The sequence below is a fragment of the Photobacterium angustum genome (assembly GCF_002954615.1).
GTDB classification, from domain to species: domain Bacteria; phylum Pseudomonadota; class Gammaproteobacteria; order Enterobacterales; family Vibrionaceae; genus Photobacterium; species Photobacterium angustum_A.
In genome coordinates, this window is record NZ_MSCJ01000003.1 from 749,787 (window position 1) to 772,879 (window position 23,093).

Genomic DNA, 23,093 nt, shown 5'->3' on the forward strand with positions numbered 1-23,093 from the left:
TTCCTTTATAGATCATTGAGGTATTGGATTTCTTTAAGATCTTTTTGTAGTAATAAAAAGTGTTTATGGCCCGTTCTTGATTGATTGTAATAATGTTTTAGCGCAATTAGAGGCTCATGGATTTGGTTTAAACAGATCCTACGAAGTATTGGGCATTTTGTTGCGTCATTAATGGTATTCAAAAGGTTGTAAAAGAGGCGGCGAAGAAAAAGTTCTTCTAATAATGGATTCGCAAAATCAGATTCTTTTCTATACCAAGTCGCGAGGCTTAAACTTGATTGAATGTAATTAGCAACAAGATCATGTTCTAACCCATTCTCATTTTGATGAATAAGAAAGAGATCTTCTGCTTTATAAAATGATTGGTATAAAAAAGTGGTTTCAGTCATTATCCGCATCTCGATATAGATCTTATTGATAATCATTATCATTGATTGTTTTGAAAATTATTTCAAGTTTTTATTGCTACTGATAATTATTATCATCTATGTTGACCTTGATTGTTGTTATGTTATAACATAACAATAAAGCAGCAAGGGAGAGTAAAAATGAAAGAAGGTATACATCCAGAATATCGAACGGTGGCATTTCATGACACTGGTGCAGACAAGTACATAATGGTTGGTTCAACAATACAAACGTCAAGAACAGTTGAACTAGATGGAGAAACATATCCTTATGTTACGTTAGATGTTTCTATGCATTCTCACCCGTTTTACACCGGTAAGCAGAAGATGACTAAACGTGATGGACGTGTTGCTCGATTTAATAAACAGTTTGCGATGACAGGGCTAAAAGGGGAATAACAATGCAGGTATTAAGCTCATTAAAAAGTGCAAAGAAGCGTAGTAAGGATTGCCAAGTAGTTAAACGTCGTGGTCGCCTTTATGTTATTTGTAAATCAAATCCAAGATTTAAAGCAGTACAAGGCAAGGTAAAGAAGAAAAAGTAAGATAGCAATAGTGAAGGATGAATCCCAACCGGCTAGGTATCATCATCATATTAAAATAATATATTGCATATTAAGCCCATTACAAACGTGATGGGCTTTTTGTTTATTATCGACGTTGACAACTGGTACACCCGCGACAAGCTTGTCTTGTTGATTTATCTAATAATGAACGTTGTACACGACAGTAGGCATTTTTCAATGCTCGGCGGCCTGAAAACCAATCATCAGGCTTTTCCATGATCAAATAACCACCAAAGCGCTTTACTAACGCTTCACGATTGGCATTGATAAATTGGCTGTCGTAGCTAATCTCAAAGTAATCAAGTGCCTGCTCTATAGCAGTGAAGTCTTTAATGGTTATGAGAATATCTGGTTTGGTCATGGTGTTGTCTCTATTTATTGAAAGCGCAAGGTAGCACAAAGGTAAGTAAGGTATTTTGATTTTGATCTGTATATTAGGTTGTTAATAAATTGTTTGTTTTTTAATTGTTTTTAACTATTGTGGAGAGTGAAAAGAAAAGGAGACTGAAATGGAATTATTTACGACCTACCTAACAGAATTAATAGCCGTTGTTACTATTACGGTTTTAACCATTATTACACCGGGACCTGACTTTCTGATTGTGGTTAGAAATAGTCTCGTTCATTCAACGCGTTCTGGTATTCTCACTGCATTAGGTGTTGCTGCTGCGATTTGGGTACATATCTTTTATACCTTAGCAGGGATTGGCGTATTGCTTTCTCAATCTATTGTTCTCTTTTCTATTGTTAAATACCTTGGTGCGGCCTATCTGCTTTATATTGGTTATAAAAGTCTAAAAAGCACAGCGAAGACAACATTAGAGAATAGTGATCTTAAAAAGCAGGATGTTAGTGCTATTGCAGCTTTTAAAATGGGTTTTTTAAACAATATGTTAAACCCTAAAGCAACGTTATTCTTCTTGAGTTTATTCACTCAGTTAGTTAGTGCGTCGACACCTATCGCTATTCAAATTACCTATGGTGCGATTGTGTCATTTACCTGTTTTGTTTGGTTTTCTCTGGTCGCAATTTTCTTAAACCGCAGTTACATTAAAAATGCTTTCTTATCAGCTCAGCAGTATATTGAAAAAGTCATGGGTGTGGTGTTAATGGCATTAGGCGCGAAGGTTGCTTTATCTAGCTCTAATTAATCTTATGATTTATTGATAGTAAAAAGCGATCTAACGATCGCTTTTTTGTTCGTATTAAAAATAAAAGCTCAGCAAGTGTTAGCTAAAAATAATACTTGGAGCGGGGGATATTAAGGCTATTGTATTCAACCCATAAGAGGTTATTCGCGTCTAAAGTGTAGCTGTGTTCAATCTTATTGATATTTAGCTGAAGTAATAAATTGACCAAAAGATTCACACCACACGATCACTGTATCGTATTCAGTGATATTAATGTTCTGAGGCACATTGACAACGAAATTATCAAAGGTTTTCACGTTTCCTACCAACACCATATTGGCTTTTTCTTGGTTAAATTCTGTTTCGGTTTCTACAAATTTAGGTGATAGGTATAGTTTATAATCAGGCCCTGGTGCGAGTTTTCCCATTAAGGTTATTTTTGTTGGTGAGATTGAAACTTTACCTTCGCCCCAATGGAGAAAGTCGCTACCAGCTAATCCTTTTGTGAACTCACCAGAATACTGGGCTTGCTTCGAAATGCGAGAGACTTCAGATTGTGTTGGTGCCGTTGGCGCAGTCAAAATAGGCAGTAAATAGATCCCTAGGGCAACACCGAATGCACCGGCAAGTAAGTGAGTGATAAGAAGTGTAATTGTCTTTTTGATAGTCATAAGTCTACCTGCGTTGAAACAATAGGTTTATATAGGTATTGCTTAAAAAAGTTATAAATTCAAATTCTTAATGCTTTATTTCTAATAAATATACAAAAATCCCGTAACGATCACTCACTACGGGCTTTACTTATTGTTATCGGTTAACCAATGACAAATTACACACATAGAGTTATGTGTTGCTGTTTGTTTTTAAAGGTAGCGCTTTTGAATGATTAAAAATCTGCGATTCAAGTGACAAATATAAAAACGCCCTAGTGAGTAGGGCGTTGAAGTGAATAGAAAGTGAATTAAACGGCAACGCTGTTTGGTTGTAAGTATTGCTGCCAAGCGGTTTGGTATAAATGTAATGATTCTTGACGTAGTTTTTTAATTTTCTTCTCTTCAAACTCTGTCAGGGGGCGTTTTTGATGCAGAGCTAAACGTTCAATTTTCTGAATTTGTTCGTAAATATCATGCTCTTTACCATTTTTCACATCAGAAATATCTTTTAAGTGAAGTTGTACTTCGGCAATGATTTTACTTTGTGGTAACTCAACTAATACATTCAAATCACGGTAACCAGAAGCTGTTGGTTTTTTAAAGCGGTTTTTAACACCCACAATGGTCGCTTCTTTGCTTAGTAGCTCAAAAGATTGCACTAAAGATGATACATCGTTAGCAACGAGAGAAGCACGCGCGATATCTGTAATTTTATTGGGTTGACCATTTAGCTCTGTTTCAATTTTATGTTGTGCGCGTGCCATTGATTTAACTGCTGGTACTAAGGCTTCAGTTGATGAAACTAGGCTAATGCTACGCATAAGGTTTGCTAATTCAACTTGTGCTTGAGTTGATGCTTGGTACAGGGTAACAAAGTCATCATAAGGTTGTGCAATGTTGTTATTTTTCCAAGATTTAATGCTATATAAACCACTTAAATCACGTTGAAATGACTTACGGCTTGCTTGAGATAAACGTGTTGGTGAAGGTTGGTCAGAGATTGTGTATGCAGGCGCAACAGCGGGTGCTGCAACCACCGAACGGCTAAGCATACAGAACAGAATAAAGCTTGTACGTAGAACAGATTTTACATCCATTAAGCAACTCCCAACGATATTGTCTTTCAATATCAAACACACAAAAAGGATATCTAAAAGTGCTGTGTAGTTTGTCGGTGCTTGTTTTTTCTTTCTGATCTGATGTTAACAATATAGCCTGAATGGGAGGTAAACTCTGTGTCAATATTCATAAAACGACAAAAAAGCCGCATAAGAATGCGGCTTTGATCACATTATTGTATGTTGTTTTATTAGCTGGCTAGATTGAACTGCTGAGTATAAGTTTGCCACGCTTTTGCATATAGTGCTTGGGACTTATTCTGCAAGCGTTTGATTTGCATCTTTTCAATATCGTCTAACGGTCGACGTTTAATTATCGAAATACGTTCGATTTTTTGAATCGCTTCATAGATATCATGCTCTTCACCATTTTTTATTTCTGCAATGGCTTCAAGGTGCAGTTGAATTTCAGCGATAAGTCCACTGTTGCTTAATCGAACTAAGACTTTGATATCGCGATAGCCTGATACCGCTGGGGTATCAAAACGATTTTTCACTCTAACGATATCGCCATATTGAGCTAAGTAGTTATATGCTTTCACTAAATCGCTAATATTTGTTGCGACAACACTGCCACGTACAACATCGGTTAGTTTATCTACCTTACCGCGTAATTCTGTAGCAATTTTTGTTTCAGCGCGTTTTTGTTTTTTTATTCCAGGTAAAAAAGCCTGGGAATGACTAACAAGAGCTGCTGCTTCTAACAGTATATTTAGCTCTTGTTGAGCTGGGTATGCGTGTTGGTATAACTTTTCTAACTGATTATAAGGCTGTGTAATATTGTGCTGACGCCAGCTAGGAATTTGTTGTAGCTCTTTGATAGAATGCGATGAATTAAATAATGCACTCGTTTGATCAATGCGCTTGAAATTATGACTATTTGTTGAATCTTGAAACATAGCATCAGCAATTTTTTCATTGCTAATAGCAAAAGGTAGTAGACGATGAGTACGAGCTACATTTTGAATAACCATTTTTTACTCCTTTAGCACAGCGCACTAGCAAATGGCAGCTAAGTCTGTGGTTTATTCCTGAACGTCCTGTTCTGGCGCTAAAGATAATACTTTATTTTTAAAAGTGGTAATAAAAATGTGTATATTTGTTAACGGTAATCCAACATTGTGAGAAAGGTCATAAAACCATACTTATTGGGAGGTTAATTATGCTTCTAATGAGGGTGATAAGTTACTTTTGTTGTTTAAAGTTTGTTCAATGTGAGTTTTTATAGTGTTTAATCGTAGGGATAGTAAGTAATGCAGGAAAATCTATTAATTGGCTTTATCGTTATTTGGGTAGCACTGGTTGTTGGTAGTGTGATGATATTCCAACGTGGTAAGGATGTAGCAAAAAAGCGTAAATTATGGCCAATTTATACCGTGTTTAGTAATGTTGTGATTGGCGGGTTCATTATTTATATGCAGCCACCAACGGTATGGTTAGTTGCGATTCTAGTGTTATTGGTACCATTAACATTACTGACTATTCGTTCTACCAAGTTTTGTGATAGCTGTGGACAGGCAACTCGCGCCCCATTTTTTATGAAGCCACCGCAGAAATGTAGTCATTGTAATAAGCCGTTAAGCTAATTTTTCAATTATTATATTAAGCAAGCCATCATCGTATTACTCTAAGTTGATAAAGAGTAATTATCGTGATGGCTTGTTTGTGATTAAGCTTTAGCCGTTAACGGGAATGTATCAAACTGAATGCCAGACCAACCGTATTTAATAAAATGACGAATATTTTGATGGTCATTGTTATCAGGATGTTCTAACACATCTTGACGGTAATATTGACCAAAACAAGCTAGCGTTTCTTGCTCTGAGAGTTGATTTAATTGCGCAAAAGCAAAAATCTTACATGAACCTTCATTTGTTCCTGCATCATTCTTTAACGTATCATCTTTTAAACCATTGTAAAATGTCGTGGTTTGATAATCATAATGTTCAGTGATCACTGCCATAACATGGGAAAATTCAACGGTGGTTGGATTTTGTTTAATGGTTTGAAGTAGAGCGTCCATTTACGTTTTTCTCCTATAAAAAAGGCCAGAATAATTCTGACCTTAGTATTGTAAATTCGTCCAGCGATTAACGCTGTTTTTTTGCTTGGTTCTTTAGCTCGTAATCTAGCTCGTCAGGATAGATCACTAAACCTTCTTGATCTTGAATTGGGAATACAACGATAGCCAGTTCGTCATCTTCAAGGCCATGCGTCCAACGGCTATGCCACTTATTTAATGAAATAGCTTCTGCTTTACAATTATCCCATTCACCAGTCGCCCATGCTTCTGCAAACTCTTTATTTGGCCATACTGGTACACAGTCTTCATCATCGGTATTAAGCATTACACAACCGTGTTCATCGATAAGGATCCAAATTTCACGGTTAGCGACAACTTCTTTAACTAAATGCTTGTAACGCTTTTCGGCATCAAAACCTTGGATTGTTTCAATTGCTGTTGCATCTAATGGCGTAGACATGGGTGTATTACCTTGGTAGTTATGTCGATTGTTTGTAAGAATAAATCAAAATAGAACAGAGATCTTGTTTTATCCTACTGATATTACAATTTTATGGGGTTTTATTAGGTTGTCATGCAAGATGAAATAATAAAGTGATTTATCTATATAGCACAAGGAGCCTGTGTTGTTTACTTGCCGTTCTATTGCAACCACTGTGTCATTACCATTACTACTCTCTGGGTGTAATTGGGTTTACTGGGATGAAGATTTTGAGAGTTATCATGATCTTTCGTTATCGAATCCTTATCCGTTTCATCAAGTTGATATTTATCAGCCGGATAGTGGTGTAGGGCGCAATGACATAACAGTACTTAATAGCGGTATTGCAGCATTACAAACCCGTATTGATATGATCCAACGTGCCCATAAAACGATTGAAGTGGAGTACTTTATTTTTTCTCCGGATATGAGTGGGAAAATAATCGTGCAAGAATTAGTGGCAGCAGCAAAACGAGGAGTAAAAGTACGGGTATTAATTGATAAATCTGCCACCGTATTTGAGTTTGATGAATACTATGCCGATGGTTTGAAAGCTCATGGTATTGATGTTCGCTATTATAATGCTGCACCGCTGTATTATATTTCTACGATAAACTTTCGTAATCATCGTAAATTATTAGTGGTTGATGGTAAAGAAGCGATTACTGGGGGGCGAAATATCGAAAATGATTATTTTGATCTTTCAGAACAATATAACTTTCTTGATCGTGACCTGCATGTATCCGGATCGATTGTTAAAGCGATGCAGGATTCTTTTAATGCGTTTTTCGAACATGATATCAGTGAACGTTATCAGTCTCCTGAAGTACCTAATAATCGTATTGAATTACAAAAATACGAGCGTAAGCAGGAAGCCGTTCAGGCATTTCTTGCTCACACAGAAATTGAAGAGGCGACAAGAGCGAGAATAGAAGCCATTGCAAGGCCGATTTTAATGGCGAAAAAGACGTATTTATGCCCTGAAACGACATTTACTTCAGATGCACCGGGAGGATCTTTCTGGACGCGATTTAAAGATCCGTATAGTGATAATTATCGTTTTTTACGTAAAACAATTTTCGATAAAGTGATGACAGTAGATAACAGTTTAATATTGGCCTCTCCTTATCTACTGAATAATCGAAAATCAGAGCATTTAATGCAAATATTACTCGATAAAAATATCGATATGACGCTATACACCAATTCTTTATCCTCAACCGACGCCACTTATGTAGCCGCACAACTGTATAGTCATGTTTATGATTGGCAAGCTAAGGGAATGCATATCTATCTTCATGCTGGCGAATGGCTAAATGAAACTGCAACAGTGAGTAAAGCGGTGGAAAATGCGCGGTGGGGGATGCATTCAAAAACACAAATTTATAAACGCAATGGTGATGCTCAAAATGAAGTGATGGTGGGAACGTACAATATTGATAACCGTTCTAACCACTATAATACTGAAATGGGACTTTTTTGTCGTGGCAACGATCAGCTTGTCGCTGAAATTGAAGAGAGCATTCGTTCACGAGCAAAGAATGGATACCAAATAGTCGGGAATGAACAGGCAATAGATAGTCAAAATAATCCAGTTAATGTCTATGGGGCTGGTGATCCAGATACAACGAAAATGAAATTTATGTGGTTACCGTCATGGCTGTTTAATTTCTTATTATAATAAGAGTGTAGATATAGCTATACAATACAACATAACTAATTAGATAGTTAAAAGATATTTATATCTTGTATTTTATTGTCAAAAAAAGAATTAGATAAAAATATAGCATCAAAAAAATAGTTATAATTAATAAATAAGGTAATGAATTAGATAAAATAATGTATTATTTGCATTTTGGTATGCAAAATAAATAGTATATATTTTATTTATTTATCGGTATTAATACGAGGCATATTATTCATTTGTTGCCTATATTATAAAAAAGAGGGAAATTAACGATATTATAAAAGGTGACCTCAATGGTAGCACAGTGTGATAAGAAAACTTTCAAAGCTAGACTCGTTGCTATTGGCTGTACTTATGAACCTTGGATTGCGTTATTAGAACAAACTGGATGGAAAACACATTGTTGTTATGACCTTCGTACTGCTGATGCCATCTTGGAAGAATATAGTCCTTGTATTTGTATTGTCGATCTTAGTAATAATGATTTTAGTTTAAATAGCATTTCTTTAAGGGCAAATAAAACCAAGCAAGTAAAATGGATTGCTGTAATTAAGAAAGAACAGCTTGGTATGGATGCTATTTGCCAATTTATAAATAATTATTGTGTTGATTATTTTTCAATTCCCATTCCATCGACGCATCTATTGGAAACTGTCGGCCATCAATTAGGCATGTTAGAAATTGAATCTAACTCTTGGACTGAATTAGATGCCCAGCAAGATGTCGGTTTATTTGGTGAGTCTAAATCAATTAAGCATTTGAGAGATATGGTTCGGCGTGTTGCAATGACAGACGTTAATATTTTTATTAGCGGTGAGCAAGGAACCGGAAAAGATCTTATTGCGAATTCTATCCATAATTTAAGTAAGAGAAGAAATGATAGTTTTACTATGATCAATTGCGCATCAGTTATGGATGATGATGAGCAAATAGCCTTTTTAAATTCAGACGGTGAACATGTATCTGAAAACACGATAAAAGCGGGTACGGTTTTACTTAATGGTATTGAAGAACTGTCTAAAAACTTGCAACAGAAGCTTCTCGCTTATTTACAAAAACCGACTAACGACTCTTTAGAAGATACCAGAGAGTGTGATGTTCGTGTTATTGCCTGCTCTAGTGCTAATTTAGAACAAGCAATTGCGAATGAAACATTCAGTAAAGAGTTATTTTACCGACTTAATGTTTTCCATATTTCAGTACCAACGCTGCGTGAAAGAGGTGCTGATATTATTGCTTTAGCTGAATACTTCTTACAAAAGTATTCAAGGGAATATAACACCATTGCAACTCAGTATAATGAAGAAGCAAAGCAGTTACTTCTACGTTATAACTGGCCGGGTAATGTACGAGAGCTAATAAATCAAATTAAACGCGTTTCATTATTAACAGATGGTAATGAAGTAGGTGTTGAACACTTCGACTTACCTAAGAAAATTAATATGAAGCAAAGTTTACGTAATATTAAAGATGAGGCAGAAAAAGATGTACTGGTTGCTGTATTAGAGACTCACCGTGGTCAAGTAGCATCAGCTGCAAAAGATCTTGGTGTTTCCAGAGCAACAATGTACCGCTTGTTGAATAAACATAATATTGTGCCTGATGTACGTTACTACAATGGCTCCAATTACGCGACAGAATAAAAATTTGATGAACAATAGCCCACTTATTTTACACTTTCTCGTAGGGTGTCGGTAAGTGGGCTTTTCTTTGACTGTAGTTTGCAACTTAATAAGTTATGAAGAAATAAACGGTGTAAAACTGAGGCGAAAGATAACTGGACAGTGATCACTCAATTGGTAAGTTGATACTTGCTCGAAGGAATAAGGTACCTGCTGGATAGATGAGACATTAAAATGATCACTACTAAAACCGTGGTCAATTAATTCCTTATAACGACGATAATAAGTTTTATTATTTTTTCTTTTTTTTGTTAAACAGTTACCTCTAACATTATGAGTAAGCCATTTTAAAGAGCTTTGCTGATTATTACTGGAGAAAAAGTAAGTTGTGTTATTTGTTGTATTAAGAGATATACGATGATTAAAATCGCCAACTAAGATAAAAGGCTGCCTTTTCACTTCTTGCTGTTCTATCCATTGTTGCATTAATGTTCGTTGTAAATTCAGTGTGCGACAGGATTTTTTACGGTTGTTCTTTAGCTGTTTAGGAGTAAAGCAACCTGATTTTAAGTGTACATTCACAACGATAATATCATGCTGCTTAAGATTGATTTTAATTGCTGAACCATAACGTAACTTTTGTTGGTAATACGGCTTGTTTCCTAATGCTATAGCGGGAGAGCTCAATGTGGTTATATCTGGATGTTCTTTAACGGTAAGGTGTTTTTTAACGGCAAAACCAGTGAATTGGTTGATCCCATTAAAAACGTCGTCTTTGTTTTTGATTCTTGATGATATGTATATTTGATATCGGTCTTTAGGAACAATGCGATGAAGGCTTGAGGCACTATCGACTTCTTGAAAGGCGAGAATATCGGGTTGGTGAGTAAGAAAGATTTGCTTTAATACTTGGTAGTCTTTTGCTGTTCGTTGTATGTCGTTTTTGGGATGAGCCGCTAGCCATTGAAAATTCCACGTCATTAACGTGAATGAGTTTGCATGACAAATATTAGCGAGTATGAATTGAATCGCAAAAAAGAATAAATACGGGATTTTGTTCTCCTTATTTTAGGTTAACTTTTTAGCCTTATTATAATATTTATGATGAAAATTCAGTTTCACTATTATTGGTAAACATAGTTTTCTGGAGTGAGTTATCACACCACTTGAAAGCTATTCTTAATATCGTATGCAGTGTGTTATCTCAAACAAAATGTATAGGTTATTACTTTTTACTAAGCAGCAATATAACAATTTCGTCCTGATTTTTTTGCATCGTATAAATTGTGGTCTGCTTTTTCTATAAATTGCGTTGAACGTTGGCTTTCTTCATAAGTCGTTATACCTTGACTGATTGTCACGAGATGACTTGTTTGAGAGGCGGGATGATCTATAGCTACTTTAGCTAAGTTTTCCTGAATACGTTGTGCGACTAAAATGGCACCATCAAGGTTGGTATTTGGTAGCAAAACGACAAATTCTTCTCCACCGAAACGAGAAACACTATCTATACCTCGAAGCAAGCTTGCATCAATCACTTTTGCGACTAATTTTAAACACTCATCCCCCGCAATATGACCTTGACTGTCGTTAAATGTTTTAAAGTGATCAATATCAATTAATATCAAAGACAATGGGATATGTAAGCGTCGGGTATTTTTAATCTGCTTTTCAAGTTCAATTTGGAAAAAACGGCGATTTTTAATTTGAGTTAATTGATCATGAGAAGCGAGTTGATTTAATTCTTTTAGTAAACGTTTATTCTCATGCTCTTGTTGAACACGGTTACTGAACCAGCGATATAGCACGCGACGCCCAGATTCAATAATGATGAGAGTGATCATAAACTTTTCAAACGAGAACAGTAATGTTAAGTGCTCATCTTTGACTGTTATCCAAGTGCTCAAAGTAAGTATTGGTGTTACCGCTAAATATAAGGCATTTCGATAGGTGTAAAATCCAAGTAATGCCACCATAGTCGTCAGGTTGGCTAATACTTCAGAGAGTAAAGTGAATTGTGCATAAAGCCCTAAGATTAAGATAGTTGCTCCCCAACTCAATCCATAGGTGAAACTATAAAAGGCACTTATTAAGCGATAATTTGTTGGTTCAGCACTGCGATTAAAATAAATCAACCCAAAACCAGAAAGTATCATTTGCCAAGTAAACTGTGCTGTTAATAAGAATGATACATCAGAGTCATTAGTGAAATGATTGAGCCATAATGTGACTAACATTAAAGCTAAGATCATCAGAGAGATCTTAGATGACCATAAAAAACCAATACGAAGGTTTTTATAGGTTACTTTATTGATTCGCTGTGTAAGTGTTAAGCCATCCATTAAATATTCAAATCAGCCTTGTAAAAAGTGTTAAGCAGTCTACTTCATTCAGCAGAAAAGCAAGAATTTTTTCTCACTATTTTTAGTTAAATACCAAATAATTTTATTGACAATTGTATATGTAAATTTGATTTTTTAAAGAATTTTGTGACGTATCAAACGCATCGCTCGGATCGTAATCTCTCTTAAAAACAAATTGATTTGGATCAATGTTTGTTTTCCGAAAATCTCGCCTAATACCCACATCTTGTTGTTACGTGTATACCGAATACCTATATTTTGTGTTTACGTGACACTGTAATGAATATTGTATATTTAGGAGCCTGGTGTGAAACTTGTTGTGATTAAGCGTGATGGCTGCCGTGTACCTTTCGAAATGCAACGCATTAAAGAAGCGGTAATGGGTGCAGCTAAGTCAATTAATGACATGGATATGAGTGAAGTGGATGCAATGTCTGTTGCTGAAGCGACATTAGCTCAATTCCAACATGCTGAAGAAGTAGATATTCACGCTATCCAGGACGCTGTTGAGAACCAGTTGATGGTTGGCCCTCACAAAACAGTTGCCCGTGCCTATATTGAATATCGTCATGATCGCGATATTGCACGTGAAAAGAAAAGTCGCCTAAATAACGAAATTCGGGGTTTGATTGAGCAAAGCAATGCGTCTTTACTTAATGAGAACGCGAACAAAGACAGTAAAGTGATCCCAACTCAGCGTGATTTACTGGCTGGTATTGTTGCTAAACACTACGCGACTCAACATTTGTTGCCGCGTGACATTGTTAAAGCACATGAGTGTGGTGATATTCACTTCCATGATCTGGATTATTCTCCTTTCTTCCCTATGTTTAACTGTATGCTGATTGATTTAAACGGCATGTTGACCCATGGTTTTAAAATGGGTAACGCAGAGATTGATACTCCTAAATCTATTTCTACCGCAACAGCAGTTACAGCTCAGATCATTGCGCAAGTAGCAAGCCACATCTACGGTGGAACAACCATCAACCGTATTGATGAGGTATTAGCACCTTACGTTACTGTTAGTTATGAAAAGCATTTAGAAGTAGCAAAAGAGTGGGGCATTGAAGACCCAATTGCTTTTGCTAATGCACGCACAGAAAAAGAATGTTATGACGCATTCCAATCACTTGAGTATGAAGTAAACACATTACATACCGCAAATGGTCAAACACCATTTGTTACGTTCGGTTTTGGTTTAGGTACATCTTGGGAATCACGTATGATCCAAGAGTCTATCTTGAAAAACCGTATTGCGGGTTTGGGGAAAAACCATAAGACGGCAGTATTCCCTAAGCTTGTGTTTGCTATTAAAGATGGCTTAAACCATAAACAAGATGACGCGAACTACGATATTAAGCAATTGGCGTTAGAGTGTGCTTCTAAGCGCATGTACCCAGACATTTTGAACTATGACAAGTTAGTTGAAGTAACGGGTTCATTCAAAACGCCGATGGGTTGTCGTAGCTTCCTTGGTCCTTATGAAGAAAATGGTGAGTTGATCCACGAAGGCCGTAATAACCTTGGTGTTGTAAGTATCAACCTTCCTCGTATTGCATTAGAAGCAAAAGGTGATGAAGCGCGTTTCTTTGCATTATTGGATGAGCGTTTGGCTTTATCACGTCGCGCACTTGATGCCCGTATTTCTCGCCTTGACGGTGTGAAAGCACGCGTTGCTCCAATTTTATATATGGAAGGAGCATGTGGTGTACGCTTAAAAGAAGATGATGACATATCAGAAATCTTCAAAAATGGTCGTGCATCTATTTCGCTTGGCTACATTGGTATTCATGAAACGGTGAATGCACTTTATGGCAACGACACGCATGTATACGATAGTGAAGAGCTACGCCAAAAAGCGGTTGCCATTGTTCAGCGTTTACGCGATGCAACAGATGCATGGAAGAAAGAAACTGGTTATGGCTTTAGCTTATACAGTACGCCAAGTGAAAACTTATGTAGCCGTTTCTGTGCAATTGATACTAAAGAATTTGGTGTTGTTGCTGGTGTGACGGACAAAGGCTACTACACAAATAGCTTCCACCTAGATGTTGAAAAGAAAGTAAACCCATACGATAAAATTGACTTTGAGATGGCTTACCCTGATATCGCGAATGGTGGCTTCATCTGTTACGGTGAATACCCAAATATTCAACATAACCTTGAAGCATTAGAAGATGTATGGGATTACAGCTACTCGCGTGTTCCTTATTACGGTACAAATACACCCATTGATGAGTGCTATGAATGTGGCTTTACTGGTGAGTTTGACTGTACAAGTAAAGGTTTTACATGTCCTAAATGTGGTAACCACGAGCCATCAAAGGTATCAGTAACACGCCGTGTATGTGGTTACTTAGGTAGCCCTGACGCACGCCCGTTTAACTTCGGTAAACAAGAAGAAGTGAAGCGTCGTGTTAAACACATGTAACTTCTATTTGAGTGCATAGTGTAATGAGATAAAAGTGCCTGAGAGGGCACTTTTTCTTTTTAAGATTATTATTTAATAAATAACTAGAGAGTGTAGGTGACCAATATGAATTATCACAACTATTACCCTGTCGATATTGTTAATGGGCCGGGCACTCGTGCAAGTTTGTTTGTTTCAGGTTGTATTCATCAGTGCCGAGGTTGTTATAACCAGAGTACATGGCGATTAGACGCAGGACATTTCTTTAGCCAAGAGATGGAAGATCAGATCATTAATGATTTGAACGATACTAGAATTAAACGCCGTGGTTTGTCTTTATCTGGGGGCGATCCGTTACACCCAAAGAATGTGCCTGCTATTTTAAAGTTGGTAAAACGTGTCCGTAGTGAATGTATTGGTAAAGATATTTGGTTATGGACGGGGTACACGTTCGCTGAGTTAACTGAGCAGCAACAGGAAATTGTTGATTTTATCGACGTGCTTGTTGATGGCAAATACGAAGAAGCAAAACGAGATCCTTCTTTGGTATGGCGTGGTAGTGAGAATCAAGTTATCCACTACTTAAATAAAAAAGAAGTATAGCGAAAATTTCATAATAATTTGACGTAATGTCGTAATTCACTGATTGTTTACAAATTCCACTGTATGAAAAGCACACGAAAAGTGTGTTTTTTCACAGTGTTAGTAAAGTTATCCACTGTTTCTGTGTATAAGTATGGGAAAAGGCAGTGCATGATTTTCCCCATGCCTTATTAGCGAGAATACGTTTAAAACATGTCAACGTATTTCACATCTAAATTATTACCAGCTCAGTTGCATATTGTTGTTTTCCCCTTATTCTTTGAGATACCACTCTAAAGAGTGTAAGAAACATAATTTTTCAACAATCTCTTACATGTTTTGTGTGAAGTGATAGGTAGCACAGTATTTTATAAATTTTCAGTTATGATAAGCTGATAGGATTGATAGTATAATTTACTGAAAAATAATAATAAGTTAGCGTTGTTCGTGATGATTGAGTTGATGTTATCAACACGAATGTTGGTATTGAATAGTGAAATACAAGCAGCATTGAGCTGATAGTATTAATCATAATTAAATAAGAAAATAGTTATGACTGTTTACAGAGTAATGTCAGAGCTCTCGTCGAATAAATATCTCGTTGCTGTTTCAAATGTCTTTATCATGGCCTTACCGCTGGCATTAATCTCGACGTTTTGTGAACTTATAGCGATATTCAGCGAACATTACGGCTATGACTCATTAACTGGCACGATAAGGTATGTAGGTGAATCAACGGGTTTGATGTTCCCTATACTGATCAACTTTTATCTTGTTACGTACCTCTCTTCTGTAAAACGTATCCCTAAAGGCGTCTCAATAGCCAGTGCATTAACTGTATATTTTGTTGTGTCCTACCAATGGGGCTTTTTATCGCAAATTATGCCATTACCTAATAGCTTTCCGCTGTCTTTATTAACGGCATATATCACGTGTGAACTCATTTCTCGATTAAAGAAATTTCGTATATTTAGAGGCAGTGATCGTGATTCTGTCATCGACAGCTCTGCAAACATGCTACTAGGAGCGATAGTTTCCATTGGTGCATTGATAACATTTAGTCAGCTCATTTACTTTGTTGTTAATTCGGTAAGTATTCCATCTTCATTATTACCTTCGCTTGATCCGACCTCTTTTGTTGATGGCCTTATTTATGAGTTATTACGCGGCGCTTTTTGGTCCGTTGGGATCAATGGCCATAATGTACTTCATATGTATAAAGCCGAACTTTACGATATCACCATGGTAAATATTTCAGCATGGCATAACTTTGGTGTAGATCTTAATATTATCAGCACCAATTTTTATGACTTCTTTACGGGCATCGGTGGTAGCGGCAATTTATTGAGCTTAGTAATTTGTATGCTGTTATTTGCAAAAAGTGAAGGTTATAAAGTATTAGCAAAAGCGTCCCTTATCTTGTGTCTTTTTAACGTCAATGAGCCTGTGCTCTATGGTGTGCCTGTTATTTTTAATCCAATCATGATTATTCCTTTTCTTGTAGCACCTGCAATTGGCTTTGTGGTGGCTTATGGGGCGATGTATTGGGGAATTGTGCCACCATTAAGTGAGATCCAAAGTTGGCTAATGCCTCCTTTACTAAGCGGTTATGTTGCAACGGGAGGTGCTATTTCTGGCGCAATATTACAGGCTGTTATTATTTTAATTGGTGTCGCGATCTACTATCCATTCTTTAAAGTGATGGATAAGCGAAATCTTGGTATTGGTGTCTCTGATGTCTTTTCCAACCGCTTATTTACCAGTGATGAGATTGAAGTTAAAACACGTTTAACAAGTTTTATACCGTCTTTACATCAAAATTTAAAAGCACAAAAAGAGATCGAACGGCTGCAAGCAGAAGGGGAGTTTTTACTCTATTTCCAACCTCAGGTTGATGTGAATACGAACAAGATCATTAGTTTTGAAACACTTATTCGTTATCAAAATAATGATGGGAAAATTTTACCGCCGACGTTTTTATCCGCCTTTAATCAATTAGGGTTAATGCCTGATTTAGATTATTGGGTTTTTGACAAAGCATTACGTGCTGGCGAACGATTTGCGAAAGTGAATGAGAACATTAGATTATCGATAAATATCTCACCAGATACTGTGTTATCGAAAAATTTTGTCCAAACGATTAAAACACATATTGAAGAGAGCTCGCTGTCATTTTCTCAAATCGAAATTGAGATCACTGAAGAATTATTGGTTCAAAATGAAGCCGATGTTGCGAAAGTTATCGATCAATTACATGAATTAGGTATTGCAGTTGCGTTAGATGATTTTGGTACGGGTTATTCATCACTGGCTTATTTATCACGCTTTGATTTTGATAAAGTAAAAATAGATAGAACACTCGTACTTAACTTGGAAACACAGCGAGGCAAAGATCTGTTTAGCTTAGCTGTACAACTCGGTAAGATCACCAATGCTGAGATTGTTGTTGAAGGGGTAGAGCATCTAAAAGAAGTTGAATTTGTTCAATCTGTGGGGGTGCGTTATATTCAAGGTTTTTATTACTACCGACCAATGTCGCAACAAGATATTTTTGCTAATGACTTATTACAAGACTTTGTTTCCAATAACGATATAAATAATGATCTGACAATCAAGAAGGTAACAACTACCGAGGTATAGTTTAGTGGTGACGGATTTTTAAATAATACCGTGTTGTTTAAGCTTCCATCTTAAAAGGATATACGGTAAATTTCGTATCCATTTTTATGCTCTACTGGGGACGTTATGTCACGCACTATTATCTATACCTACAAAAATGAAGAAAAAGAGCTTATTTTTTCATTTGATCAATACCGTAATATTCATGAAGCGGTAGCTGCTGCAGAAGGTATCGACTTAACGTCATTTCTAAAAATGGAATTGCAAGTTGAAGCAGTTTCAAATTCAAGTAAAGCTGCCCGTGACTATCGTGATAGTTATTTTCGTAAGCTAGGCTTTGGTAAAATCGCTTTAGCGAAAAAAGAAAATCGCGGTGTTGGCCAAAAATAGTTGGCAAGTAAACGAAAAAAGCTGGCTATAATCGCCAGCTTTTTTGTTTTTACTGATTGTTGTTATAGCTCATTATATTTTTTCGCTGATCCATAACATTTCTCAATTGGATATTTATCAGCATTTTTGATTATCTTTTTCTGACAAGCCTCTAAAATATCCACGTCGCACTTATCCGCTAGTCGAACTAGGTACATCATCACATCCGCAATTTCTTCTTCTAATTGCCGCTTTTTTTCTACTGAAAGGTGTTGGCTTTGCTCGGGTGTTAACCATTGAAAAATTTCTGTTAATTCACCTACTTCACCACTTAAGGCCATCACTAAGTTTTTAGGGGTATGGAACTGATCCCAATTGCGCTGTATTGCAAATTGACGGAGTTGTTTTTGTAGTTGGTGTAGCTCAGATTTTGTAGATGGGTTTGATAGCATGATAAAACGTTCTTAGTGGGCAATAATTGAAGGATAAACAAAAACACCGTACAACGCACGGTGTTTACATTTAAGATAATTGCTAGTTAGGCAAAGCAACTTTACGTTTTTTATGGAATAAGTTAGGCAATGCTTCAAGAGTACAAAAGATCAAACCTGCCCAAATAAGGCTAAAAGTGATCGCCTTAGTATGATCAAAGACCTCACCAAACAAGAACACCGCCAATAAGAACTGTAATGTTGGCTCAATATATTGCATTAACCCAACCATTGTTAAGCTAGTGCGATTTAGTGCTAAAGCGAAGAAGATTAACGGTGCTACCGTGACTGGCGCAGAGCCTACATATAATAGGAATGTCGAAGTACCTGATGTTAATGACACACTATCCCCAGAGAAGTAAAGCCACAGCATATAAATTGCAGCAAAGGGAGTAAGAATAGCGGCTTCAATAGTCACAGAGGTTAACGCATCATATTTTATATACTTTTTGGTTAATCCATAGATAGCAAAAAAGCTTCCCATAAGAAGAGACAACCAAGGTAATTCACCGTACTGCCAGACTTGATAAGCAATGCCTAAGATAGCCAGAACCACAGCGATTACTTGAGCTTTAGTGAGTTTTTCTCTTAAGAAAAACATACCTAAGGCAATAGCAAATAATGGATTAATAAAATAACCAAGACTAGCGGCAAGCACTTCACCGTGGGTAATCGCCCAGGTAAAAGCATACCAAGACACACTCATAATACAGCCAGCGATACCGCACATGAAGAATGACTTTTTATCTGCTAATAGCTCAGTAACGTTAGGTAAAGGGCGTTTAAGCAGTAGCATGACTAATAACATTACAGGGACTGAAAAAATAAGTCTTAGTGCGAGTAATTCATTAATATTGGCTTGTGGCAAGAACTGATAATACAGAGGGAGGATTCCCCAAAGTACAAAAGAAAATGCCGCCAGAACATTTCCAGCATGACGAGATTGCATTGATTGACCTAACAGTAAAGTGTAAATGTTTGATGTAATGTGTTAGCAAGATTTTGCTATATCGGGCGGAACAGAATGAACCTAGACGATAATCGCGACATTCTGTCATTGTATGGGTATATGTCAATATTATTTTATCTCTATATAGCATAAAAATATAAACAATATTTAATCACTGTTTATTCTGTTTTTTGTTAAACTTCATGGGTTAGAGTGCTGTGGTGATATAAGCTATGGTTGCTTGCCATTTAGGTTTACAACTGAGAGAAAATAGATGACTAAATTAACGTCAGATATCCAAGCTAACAAATTAATGTTTGTTGAAGAAACACAAAATACACGTATTGTTTGGAGCCTTCGTAATGAAGAAGGTGATTGGCTATCTGTTGCTTCATCTGAGTTTGAAGATTCGGAAGTAATGCCATTCTGGTCAAATGAAGAAGATGCGAAAGCGCAATGTGCTGATGAGTGGGATGAGTTCCAACCAAGTGAATTGCCACTAGATATTTTCTTAGAAGATTGGATGATCACATTAGCTGAAGACGGTGTTCTTGTTGGTTTGAACTGGAACGAAAATCTTGAAGGTGTGGAAGTTGAGCCTAGCGATGTTGCTAAGCTTTACATCTAAGCTTTACATCGTTGATACAAATTACACCCAATGAAAGTCATTGGGTGTAATTATTTTAGGCTTTATTTTCTTTTGATGTCTCTTCACTCACCAAATAAGAATCTTGTTTTAATTCATTATCAAGCTGGGCGATCTTTTCTGCCATAAGTTGATGGCATTGCTCTGCCAACTGTCTAGCGTCAGTAGACTTAAATGTTTGAGTGTTGATTGGGGCTAGCATTTCAGCTATTACTGTACCGTTATCTAGTTTATTTAAATCAATCTTATTGTGAGTTGTACTAATCACGACAGGAATAATAGGTACACCTGCTTCTATCGCCATTCTAAAAGCTCCTGTCTTAAAAGGCAGCAATCCACGTCCTTTGCTTCGAGTGCCTTCAGGGTAAACCCAGACAGATAAATTTCGCTGGTGGATAGCATCAGCAACTTGCTGAATGGTATTACGCGCTTTGGCTTTATTCTCACGATCAATCAGTATATTGCCCGTGATCCAGTAAAGTTGTCCAAAGAAAGGGATCCATAATAAACTTTTTTTCCCTAGTGACACGGTATTTGGTTGCAACATACCAGGGGTAGTAACAAAGTCATAAACACTTTGGTGGTTGGAAATATAGACGGCATTAGCAATATTAGTGCTGTTACCGAGCCCACGTTGTTCAACACGAACACCTGTGATTTTTTGTAATTGGTTGAACCAACGACAAAAGGTATAGACATGTTTAGGTGCACGTGGTCGGTTTATTAGGCAGTAAAGTAGTGCACAAAAGGTTGTAATTATAATAAAAAGGGTTGCGATGATAATTCGAATAAAAGCCAGCACATATACTCCTTATGCTGTTTAAGTTATGTCGCATGACTACATCTTTATACATTACCTAAATAGTCATTATTGTGGTAGTGTGGCTTTACAAATAGTTAACATTTTATAGCGCGCTATCACGATTTATAAAAATATAGTGTATCTGGTCGGATGTTATTTTGCTTGTTAATAAAATTAACAATTACATTTTCAATTCTGACGTGAAGATAATCGCATATGTATTTATAGATAAGTAAATGACTGGATCTTACATAGGATAAAAGTAAGAATTACAACTAGATAGCCAATACGTTATAGACGTAATGATTATCTCTTCTGTTGTATAGATTTTTTAGCTTACTTAACCGTAAGCTTTTTTTTACCTCCTTTACCTCCCTTACAATAATTTGACCATGTTATAGCGTTCGAACGTAATGTCGTCACGGACAGCAATTTCTGTATCTATTAATTCAAAACCTAGCTTTTGAAACAAAGGCTGAGAGAGTTTACTGGCTGTAACACTCAGTGTTGTTTGATGGCTTATATATGCTAACTGTTCGAGTTTACTATAAATAGCACTCGCGACACCCAAGCGATTAAATTCAGGCAGAGTATAGAGTAAAGCAATATAATTTTTCGGATGAAGTTGGCCGAATCCTATCACTTTCCCTTTACTATTAATTGCCATTATCACAGTACCTTGTGTTAATAATTCAGCAAATTCGTTTGGATGTTTTCGTGGATAATCAGCCCATATTTTGACTTGTTGTGGATGATAATAAGCAGGAGCAAGCTTTGTAATTGCGTCATAGTAAAGATGAGACAACTCTTGTTCATAGCGTGGATTATAATTACGTAATTGTATTGATGTCATATTGTTGAACGTATACGTTTAGTGTTTTGTATCCAACTTTAAGATATAAGAATTATTATTGTTTGGAATATGTCAAATTTATTCTGATAGTGTGCACTTCGTCCTTATTATTGGTACTATTTTAGGCCATAATCAATAAAATTATTATCAAAAGAGCAGTACAGGGTAAATTTTGAAGAACGGATTTAGATATAATAAACACGCATTATTTGCATTGGCACTTGTGTCAATGATTGGGTGTTCTTCGACTGACTCTGTAAATGATAAATCATCAAACAATAAAACTGCTGAAACAACATCAGTAGGCAAAGAAATTGCTTTTAGCAATGATATGTTGAAAGAAGGTTTAAAAAAGAACGCTTCTGTAGATACCGGTATGTTTGATGGCGTTTACCATTCATGGAAAGGAACACCTTATCGTCTTGGTGGAACAACAAAGAAAGGCATTGATTGCTCAGCATTTGTGCAAGTAGGTTATTCCAGTGTTTACCAAATGATGTTGCCAAGAACGACATTACAATTGGTGAAAAAGGGACGAAAAGTTTCACGTAACAGTGCAAAAGAAGGGGATTTAGTCTTTTTCCGTACGGGACGTAACACGCGTCATGTCGGAATATATTTAGGCAATTCAGAATTTATGCACGCGTCACAATCAAAAGGTGTAATGATTTCACGCTTAGATAATCCTTATTGGAAGCGACATTTTTGGCAAATTAGACGTATGCCGAAACCGCAATGACAATTAGATGATAAAAAGCCCAGCTATTCTAGCTGGGCTTTTTATTTATAAATATGTTGCCGCCATTACTCTAGCGAATAAACCAACAGGAGTAGTCACACCTGTCGTAGAATTAAAGACTTCGCCATTTTTAACAATAAGAATGGTAGGTGTAGCACTTATCCCTAATTGTTGGCTAATAGAACCATTTTGGTCATTAATGACAGGAAAGCGATATTCTTTGCTGCTCATATATGCTCGCAATAAACGATCATCTCCAGAGCGAATAGCCACACTAAATACTTTTATATTCAGATCACTTTGATATTGTTGCAGCCAATTGATTGATGGGCTTACAAAGCGGCAACTTGGACACCATGTAGCCCATAAATATAGTACAACAGGTTGTTGATAACTGAGGGTTAGCCAATCAACGTCATGCTGGTTAATTGTTTTTTCTACCGAATGGTTAGCAACGGAAACGGTTAGATCTTTATTTCGCCAGATATCAACGGCAATACTTACTACTGTTACTAATATAACAGTAATAAGTATGTTTTTAAGCCATCCTTTGGCAGACGTCCTTGTCATTGATTTTATT

The 23,093-nt window shown here is 36.5% G+C and carries 26 protein-coding genes; 12 read left to right on the plus strand and 14 right to left on the minus strand.

Translation table 11 applies throughout. The annotated features are described in order from the left end of the window. Positions 1–5: 5 nt before the first annotated feature. Positions 6–389, minus strand: coding sequence for a hypothetical protein (locus BTO08_RS18065; protein ID WP_005365867.1), 384 nt, complete (start codon positions 387–389; stop codon positions 6–8). 159 nt (positions 390–548) lie between these two features. Here BTO08_RS18065 and BTO08_RS18070 point away from each other — a divergent pair, with 159 nt between their 5' ends. Then, a complete protein-coding gene (locus tag BTO08_RS18070) occupies positions 549–806 on the plus strand; it encodes a type B 50S ribosomal protein L31 (protein WP_006644960.1) in 258 nt (85 codons plus the stop codon). 2 nt (positions 807–808) lie between these two features. Further along, complete coding sequence (gene ykgO, locus BTO08_RS18075; protein WP_005365863.1) at positions 809–952, plus strand: type B 50S ribosomal protein L36; 144 nt, start codon at positions 809–811, stop codon at positions 950–952. 106 nt (positions 953–1,058) lie between these two features. Here the strand turns inward: ykgO and BTO08_RS18080 are convergent, their stop codons facing one another. Beyond that, positions 1,059–1,334, minus strand: coding sequence for a nitrogenase-stabilizing/protective protein NifW (locus tag BTO08_RS18080; protein WP_105061994.1), 276 nt, complete (start codon positions 1,332–1,334; stop codon positions 1,059–1,061). 148 nt (positions 1,335–1,482) lie between these two features. Here BTO08_RS18080 and BTO08_RS18085 point away from each other — a divergent pair, with 148 nt between their 5' ends. Continuing rightward, positions 1,483–2,124, plus strand: coding sequence for a LysE family translocator (locus tag BTO08_RS18085; protein WP_105061995.1), 642 nt, complete (start codon positions 1,483–1,485; stop codon positions 2,122–2,124). Positions 2,125–2,297: 173 nt separating this feature from the next. Here the strand turns inward: BTO08_RS18085 and BTO08_RS18090 are convergent, their stop codons facing one another. From BTO08_RS18090 to BTO08_RS18100, 3 genes are all read right to left on the minus strand, one after another. Next, entirely contained in the window at positions 2,298–2,774 is a 477-nt protein-coding gene (locus BTO08_RS18090; RefSeq protein WP_105061996.1) for a DM13 domain-containing protein, read from the minus strand. Positions 2,775–3,064: 290 nt separating this feature from the next. Continuing rightward, positions 3,065–3,853, minus strand: a complete 789-nt coding sequence (locus tag BTO08_RS18095; protein WP_105061997.1) for a phosphoribosylglycinamide formyltransferase — start codon at positions 3,851–3,853, stop codon at positions 3,065–3,067. A 212-nt stretch (positions 3,854–4,065) separates the two neighbouring features. Then, positions 4,066–4,848: a phosphoribosylglycinamide formyltransferase gene (locus tag BTO08_RS18100; RefSeq protein WP_105061998.1), complete on the minus strand. Its 783-nt coding sequence runs from the start codon at positions 4,846–4,848 to the stop codon at positions 4,066–4,068. Positions 4,849–5,127: 279 nt separating this feature from the next. Between BTO08_RS18100 and BTO08_RS18105 the strand changes: the two genes are divergently transcribed. Beyond that, positions 5,128–5,460: a hypothetical protein gene (locus BTO08_RS18105; protein ID WP_045128749.1), complete on the plus strand. Its 333-nt coding sequence runs from the start codon at positions 5,128–5,130 to the stop codon at positions 5,458–5,460. Positions 5,461–5,543: 83 nt separating this feature from the next. On the opposite strand, the gene BTO08_RS18110 is transcribed toward BTO08_RS18105, so the two are convergent. Together BTO08_RS18110 and BTO08_RS18115 are read right to left on the minus strand one after the other, a co-directional pair. Further along, positions 5,544–5,897, minus strand: coding sequence for a HopJ type III effector protein (locus tag BTO08_RS18110; RefSeq protein ID WP_005365848.1), 354 nt, complete (start codon positions 5,895–5,897; stop codon positions 5,544–5,546). 67 nt (positions 5,898–5,964) lie between these two features. Further along, positions 5,965–6,357, minus strand: coding sequence for a DUF2750 domain-containing protein (locus BTO08_RS18115; protein ID WP_005365846.1), 393 nt, complete (start codon positions 6,355–6,357; stop codon positions 5,965–5,967). 163 nt (positions 6,358–6,520) lie between these two features. Between BTO08_RS18115 and BTO08_RS18120 the strand changes: the two genes are divergently transcribed. Continuing rightward, the gene (locus BTO08_RS18120; RefSeq protein ID WP_242446297.1) at positions 6,521–8,059 is read left to right on the plus strand and encodes a phospholipase D family protein; all 1,539 of its coding nucleotides are present in this window, start codon (positions 6,521–6,523) and stop codon (positions 8,057–8,059) included. 299 nt (positions 8,060–8,358) lie between these two features. Next, positions 8,359–9,708, plus strand: coding sequence for a sigma-54-dependent transcriptional regulator (locus tag BTO08_RS18125; protein ID WP_105062000.1), 1,350 nt, complete (start codon positions 8,359–8,361; stop codon positions 9,706–9,708). 93 nt (positions 9,709–9,801) lie between these two features. Here BTO08_RS18125 and BTO08_RS18130 read toward each other — a convergent pair whose 3' ends face one another. Both BTO08_RS18130 and BTO08_RS18135 read right to left on the minus strand, forming a co-directional pair. Then, positions 9,802–10,668 (minus strand): endonuclease/exonuclease/phosphatase family protein, encoded by an 867-nt coding sequence (locus BTO08_RS18130; RefSeq protein WP_105062001.1) that lies wholly within the window; start codon positions 10,666–10,668, stop codon positions 9,802–9,804. Positions 10,669–10,922: 254 nt separating this feature from the next. Next, the gene (locus BTO08_RS18135) at positions 10,923–12,029 is read right to left on the minus strand and encodes a GGDEF domain-containing protein (RefSeq protein ID WP_105062002.1); all 1,107 of its coding nucleotides are present in this window, start codon (positions 12,027–12,029) and stop codon (positions 10,923–10,925) included. 328 nt (positions 12,030–12,357) lie between these two features. On the opposite strand from BTO08_RS18135, the gene nrdD reads away from it, so the two are divergent. The 4 genes from nrdD to BTO08_RS18155 all read left to right on the plus strand — a co-directional run bounded on the left by nrdD (position 12,358) and on the right by BTO08_RS18155 (position 18,054). After that, positions 12,358–14,484: an anaerobic ribonucleoside-triphosphate reductase gene (gene nrdD / locus BTO08_RS18140; RefSeq protein ID WP_105062003.1), complete on the plus strand. Its 2,127-nt coding sequence runs from the start codon at positions 12,358–12,360 to the stop codon at positions 14,482–14,484. 105 nt (positions 14,485–14,589) lie between these two features. Next, positions 14,590–15,066 carry an anaerobic ribonucleoside-triphosphate reductase-activating protein gene (gene nrdG / locus BTO08_RS18145; protein WP_105062004.1) on the plus strand — a complete coding sequence of 159 codons (477 nt, stop codon included), beginning with the start codon at positions 14,590–14,592 and terminating at the stop codon, positions 15,064–15,066. Positions 15,067–15,597: 531 nt separating this feature from the next. Next, the gene (locus BTO08_RS18150) at positions 15,598–17,685 is read left to right on the plus strand and encodes an EAL domain-containing protein (protein ID WP_105062005.1); all 2,088 of its coding nucleotides are present in this window, start codon (positions 15,598–15,600) and stop codon (positions 17,683–17,685) included. A gap of 105 nt (positions 17,686–17,790) precedes the next feature. Continuing rightward, positions 17,791–18,054: a DUF2960 family protein gene (locus BTO08_RS18155; RefSeq protein WP_045084205.1), complete on the plus strand. Its 264-nt coding sequence runs from the start codon at positions 17,791–17,793 to the stop codon at positions 18,052–18,054. 62 nt (positions 18,055–18,116) lie between these two features. Here the strand turns inward: BTO08_RS18155 and BTO08_RS18160 are convergent, their stop codons facing one another. Both BTO08_RS18160 and rarD read right to left on the minus strand, forming a co-directional pair. Beyond that, positions 18,117–18,485 (minus strand): nucleotide pyrophosphohydrolase, encoded by a 369-nt coding sequence (locus tag BTO08_RS18160; protein WP_105062006.1) that lies wholly within the window; start codon positions 18,483–18,485, stop codon positions 18,117–18,119. 82 nt (positions 18,486–18,567) lie between these two features. Next, the gene (gene rarD, locus BTO08_RS18165) at positions 18,568–19,473 is read right to left on the minus strand and encodes an EamA family transporter RarD (protein ID WP_105062007.1); all 906 of its coding nucleotides are present in this window, start codon (positions 19,471–19,473) and stop codon (positions 18,568–18,570) included. A gap of 274 nt (positions 19,474–19,747) precedes the next feature. Between rarD and BTO08_RS18170 the strand changes: the two genes are divergently transcribed. Further along, positions 19,748–20,101, plus strand: a complete 354-nt coding sequence (locus BTO08_RS18170; protein WP_105062008.1) for a DUF2750 domain-containing protein — start codon at positions 19,748–19,750, stop codon at positions 20,099–20,101. A gap of 55 nt (positions 20,102–20,156) precedes the next feature. On the opposite strand, the gene BTO08_RS18175 is transcribed toward BTO08_RS18170, so the two are convergent. Then, positions 20,157–20,921 (minus strand): 1-acylglycerol-3-phosphate O-acyltransferase, encoded by a 765-nt coding sequence (locus BTO08_RS18175; RefSeq protein WP_105062009.1) that lies wholly within the window; start codon positions 20,919–20,921, stop codon positions 20,157–20,159. A gap of 376 nt (positions 20,922–21,297) precedes the next feature. Next, positions 21,298–21,774, minus strand: coding sequence for a GNAT family N-acetyltransferase (locus BTO08_RS18180; protein ID WP_105062010.1), 477 nt, complete (start codon positions 21,772–21,774; stop codon positions 21,298–21,300). A 229-nt stretch (positions 21,775–22,003) separates the two neighbouring features. Between BTO08_RS18180 and BTO08_RS18185 the strand changes: the two genes are divergently transcribed. Continuing rightward, positions 22,004–22,513 (plus strand): NlpC/P60 family protein, encoded by a 510-nt coding sequence (locus BTO08_RS18185; protein WP_105062011.1) that lies wholly within the window; start codon positions 22,004–22,006, stop codon positions 22,511–22,513. A gap of 45 nt (positions 22,514–22,558) precedes the next feature. On the opposite strand, the gene BTO08_RS18190 is transcribed toward BTO08_RS18185, so the two are convergent. Further along, positions 22,559–23,083 carry a protein disulfide oxidoreductase gene (locus tag BTO08_RS18190; RefSeq protein WP_105062012.1) on the minus strand — a complete coding sequence of 175 codons (525 nt, stop codon included), beginning with the start codon at positions 23,081–23,083 and terminating at the stop codon, positions 22,559–22,561. Positions 23,084–23,093 lie beyond the last annotated feature (10 nt).

Coding starts and splice junctions, on each gene's coding strand:
- BTO08_RS18150 (WP_105062005.1), top strand. CDS start 15,598: ATGACTGTTTACAGAGTAATGTCAGAGCTCTCGTCGAATAAATATCTC.
- BTO08_RS18080 (WP_105061994.1), bottom strand. CDS start 1,334: ATGACCAAACCAGATATTCTCATAACCATTAAAGACTTCACTGCTATA.
- BTO08_RS18090 (WP_105061996.1), bottom strand. CDS start 2,774: ATGACTATCAAAAAGACAATTACACTTCTTATCACTCACTTACTTGCC.
- BTO08_RS18190 (WP_105062012.1), bottom strand. CDS start 23,083: ATGACAAGGACGTCTGCCAAAGGATGGCTTAAAAACATACTTATTACT.
- nrdG (WP_105062004.1), top strand. CDS start 14,590: ATGAATTATCACAACTATTACCCTGTCGATATTGTTAATGGGCCGGGC.
- BTO08_RS18100 (WP_105061998.1), bottom strand. CDS start 4,848: ATGGTTATTCAAAATGTAGCTCGTACTCATCGTCTACTACCTTTTGCT.
- BTO08_RS18160 (WP_105062006.1), bottom strand. CDS start 18,485: ATGCTATCAAACCCATCTACAAAATCTGAGCTACACCAACTACAAAAA.
- BTO08_RS18155 (WP_045084205.1), top strand. CDS start 17,791: ATGTCACGCACTATTATCTATACCTACAAAAATGAAGAAAAAGAGCTT.
- BTO08_RS18180 (WP_105062010.1), bottom strand. CDS start 21,774: ATGACATCAATACAATTACGTAATTATAATCCACGCTATGAACAAGAG.
- BTO08_RS18070 (WP_006644960.1), top strand. CDS start 549: ATGAAAGAAGGTATACATCCAGAATATCGAACGGTGGCATTTCATGAC.
- BTO08_RS18130 (WP_105062001.1), bottom strand. CDS start 10,668: ATGACGTGGAATTTTCAATGGCTAGCGGCTCATCCCAAAAACGACATA.
- ykgO (WP_005365863.1), top strand. CDS start 809: ATGCAGGTATTAAGCTCATTAAAAAGTGCAAAGAAGCGTAGTAAGGAT.
- BTO08_RS18065 (WP_005365867.1), bottom strand. CDS start 389: ATGACTGAAACCACTTTTTTATACCAATCATTTTATAAAGCAGAAGAT.
- BTO08_RS18185 (WP_105062011.1), top strand. CDS start 22,004: ATGATTGGGTGTTCTTCGACTGACTCTGTAAATGATAAATCATCAAAC.
- BTO08_RS18115 (WP_005365846.1), bottom strand. CDS start 6,357: ATGTCTACGCCATTAGATGCAACAGCAATTGAAACAATCCAAGGTTTT.
- BTO08_RS18105 (WP_045128749.1), top strand. CDS start 5,128: ATGCAGGAAAATCTATTAATTGGCTTTATCGTTATTTGGGTAGCACTG.
- BTO08_RS18095 (WP_105061997.1), bottom strand. CDS start 3,853: ATGGATGTAAAATCTGTTCTACGTACAAGCTTTATTCTGTTCTGTATG.
- BTO08_RS18135 (WP_105062002.1), bottom strand. CDS start 12,029: ATGGATGGCTTAACACTTACACAGCGAATCAATAAAGTAACCTATAAA.
- BTO08_RS18125 (WP_105062000.1), top strand. CDS start 8,359: ATGGTAGCACAGTGTGATAAGAAAACTTTCAAAGCTAGACTCGTTGCT.
- BTO08_RS18170 (WP_105062008.1), top strand. CDS start 19,748: ATGACTAAATTAACGTCAGATATCCAAGCTAACAAATTAATGTTTGTT.
- BTO08_RS18085 (WP_105061995.1), top strand. CDS start 1,483: ATGGAATTATTTACGACCTACCTAACAGAATTAATAGCCGTTGTTACT.
- rarD (WP_105062007.1), bottom strand. CDS start 19,473: ATGCAATCTCGTCATGCTGGAAATGTTCTGGCGGCATTTTCTTTTGTA.
- BTO08_RS18110 (WP_005365848.1), bottom strand. CDS start 5,897: ATGGACGCTCTACTTCAAACCATTAAACAAAATCCAACCACCGTTGAA.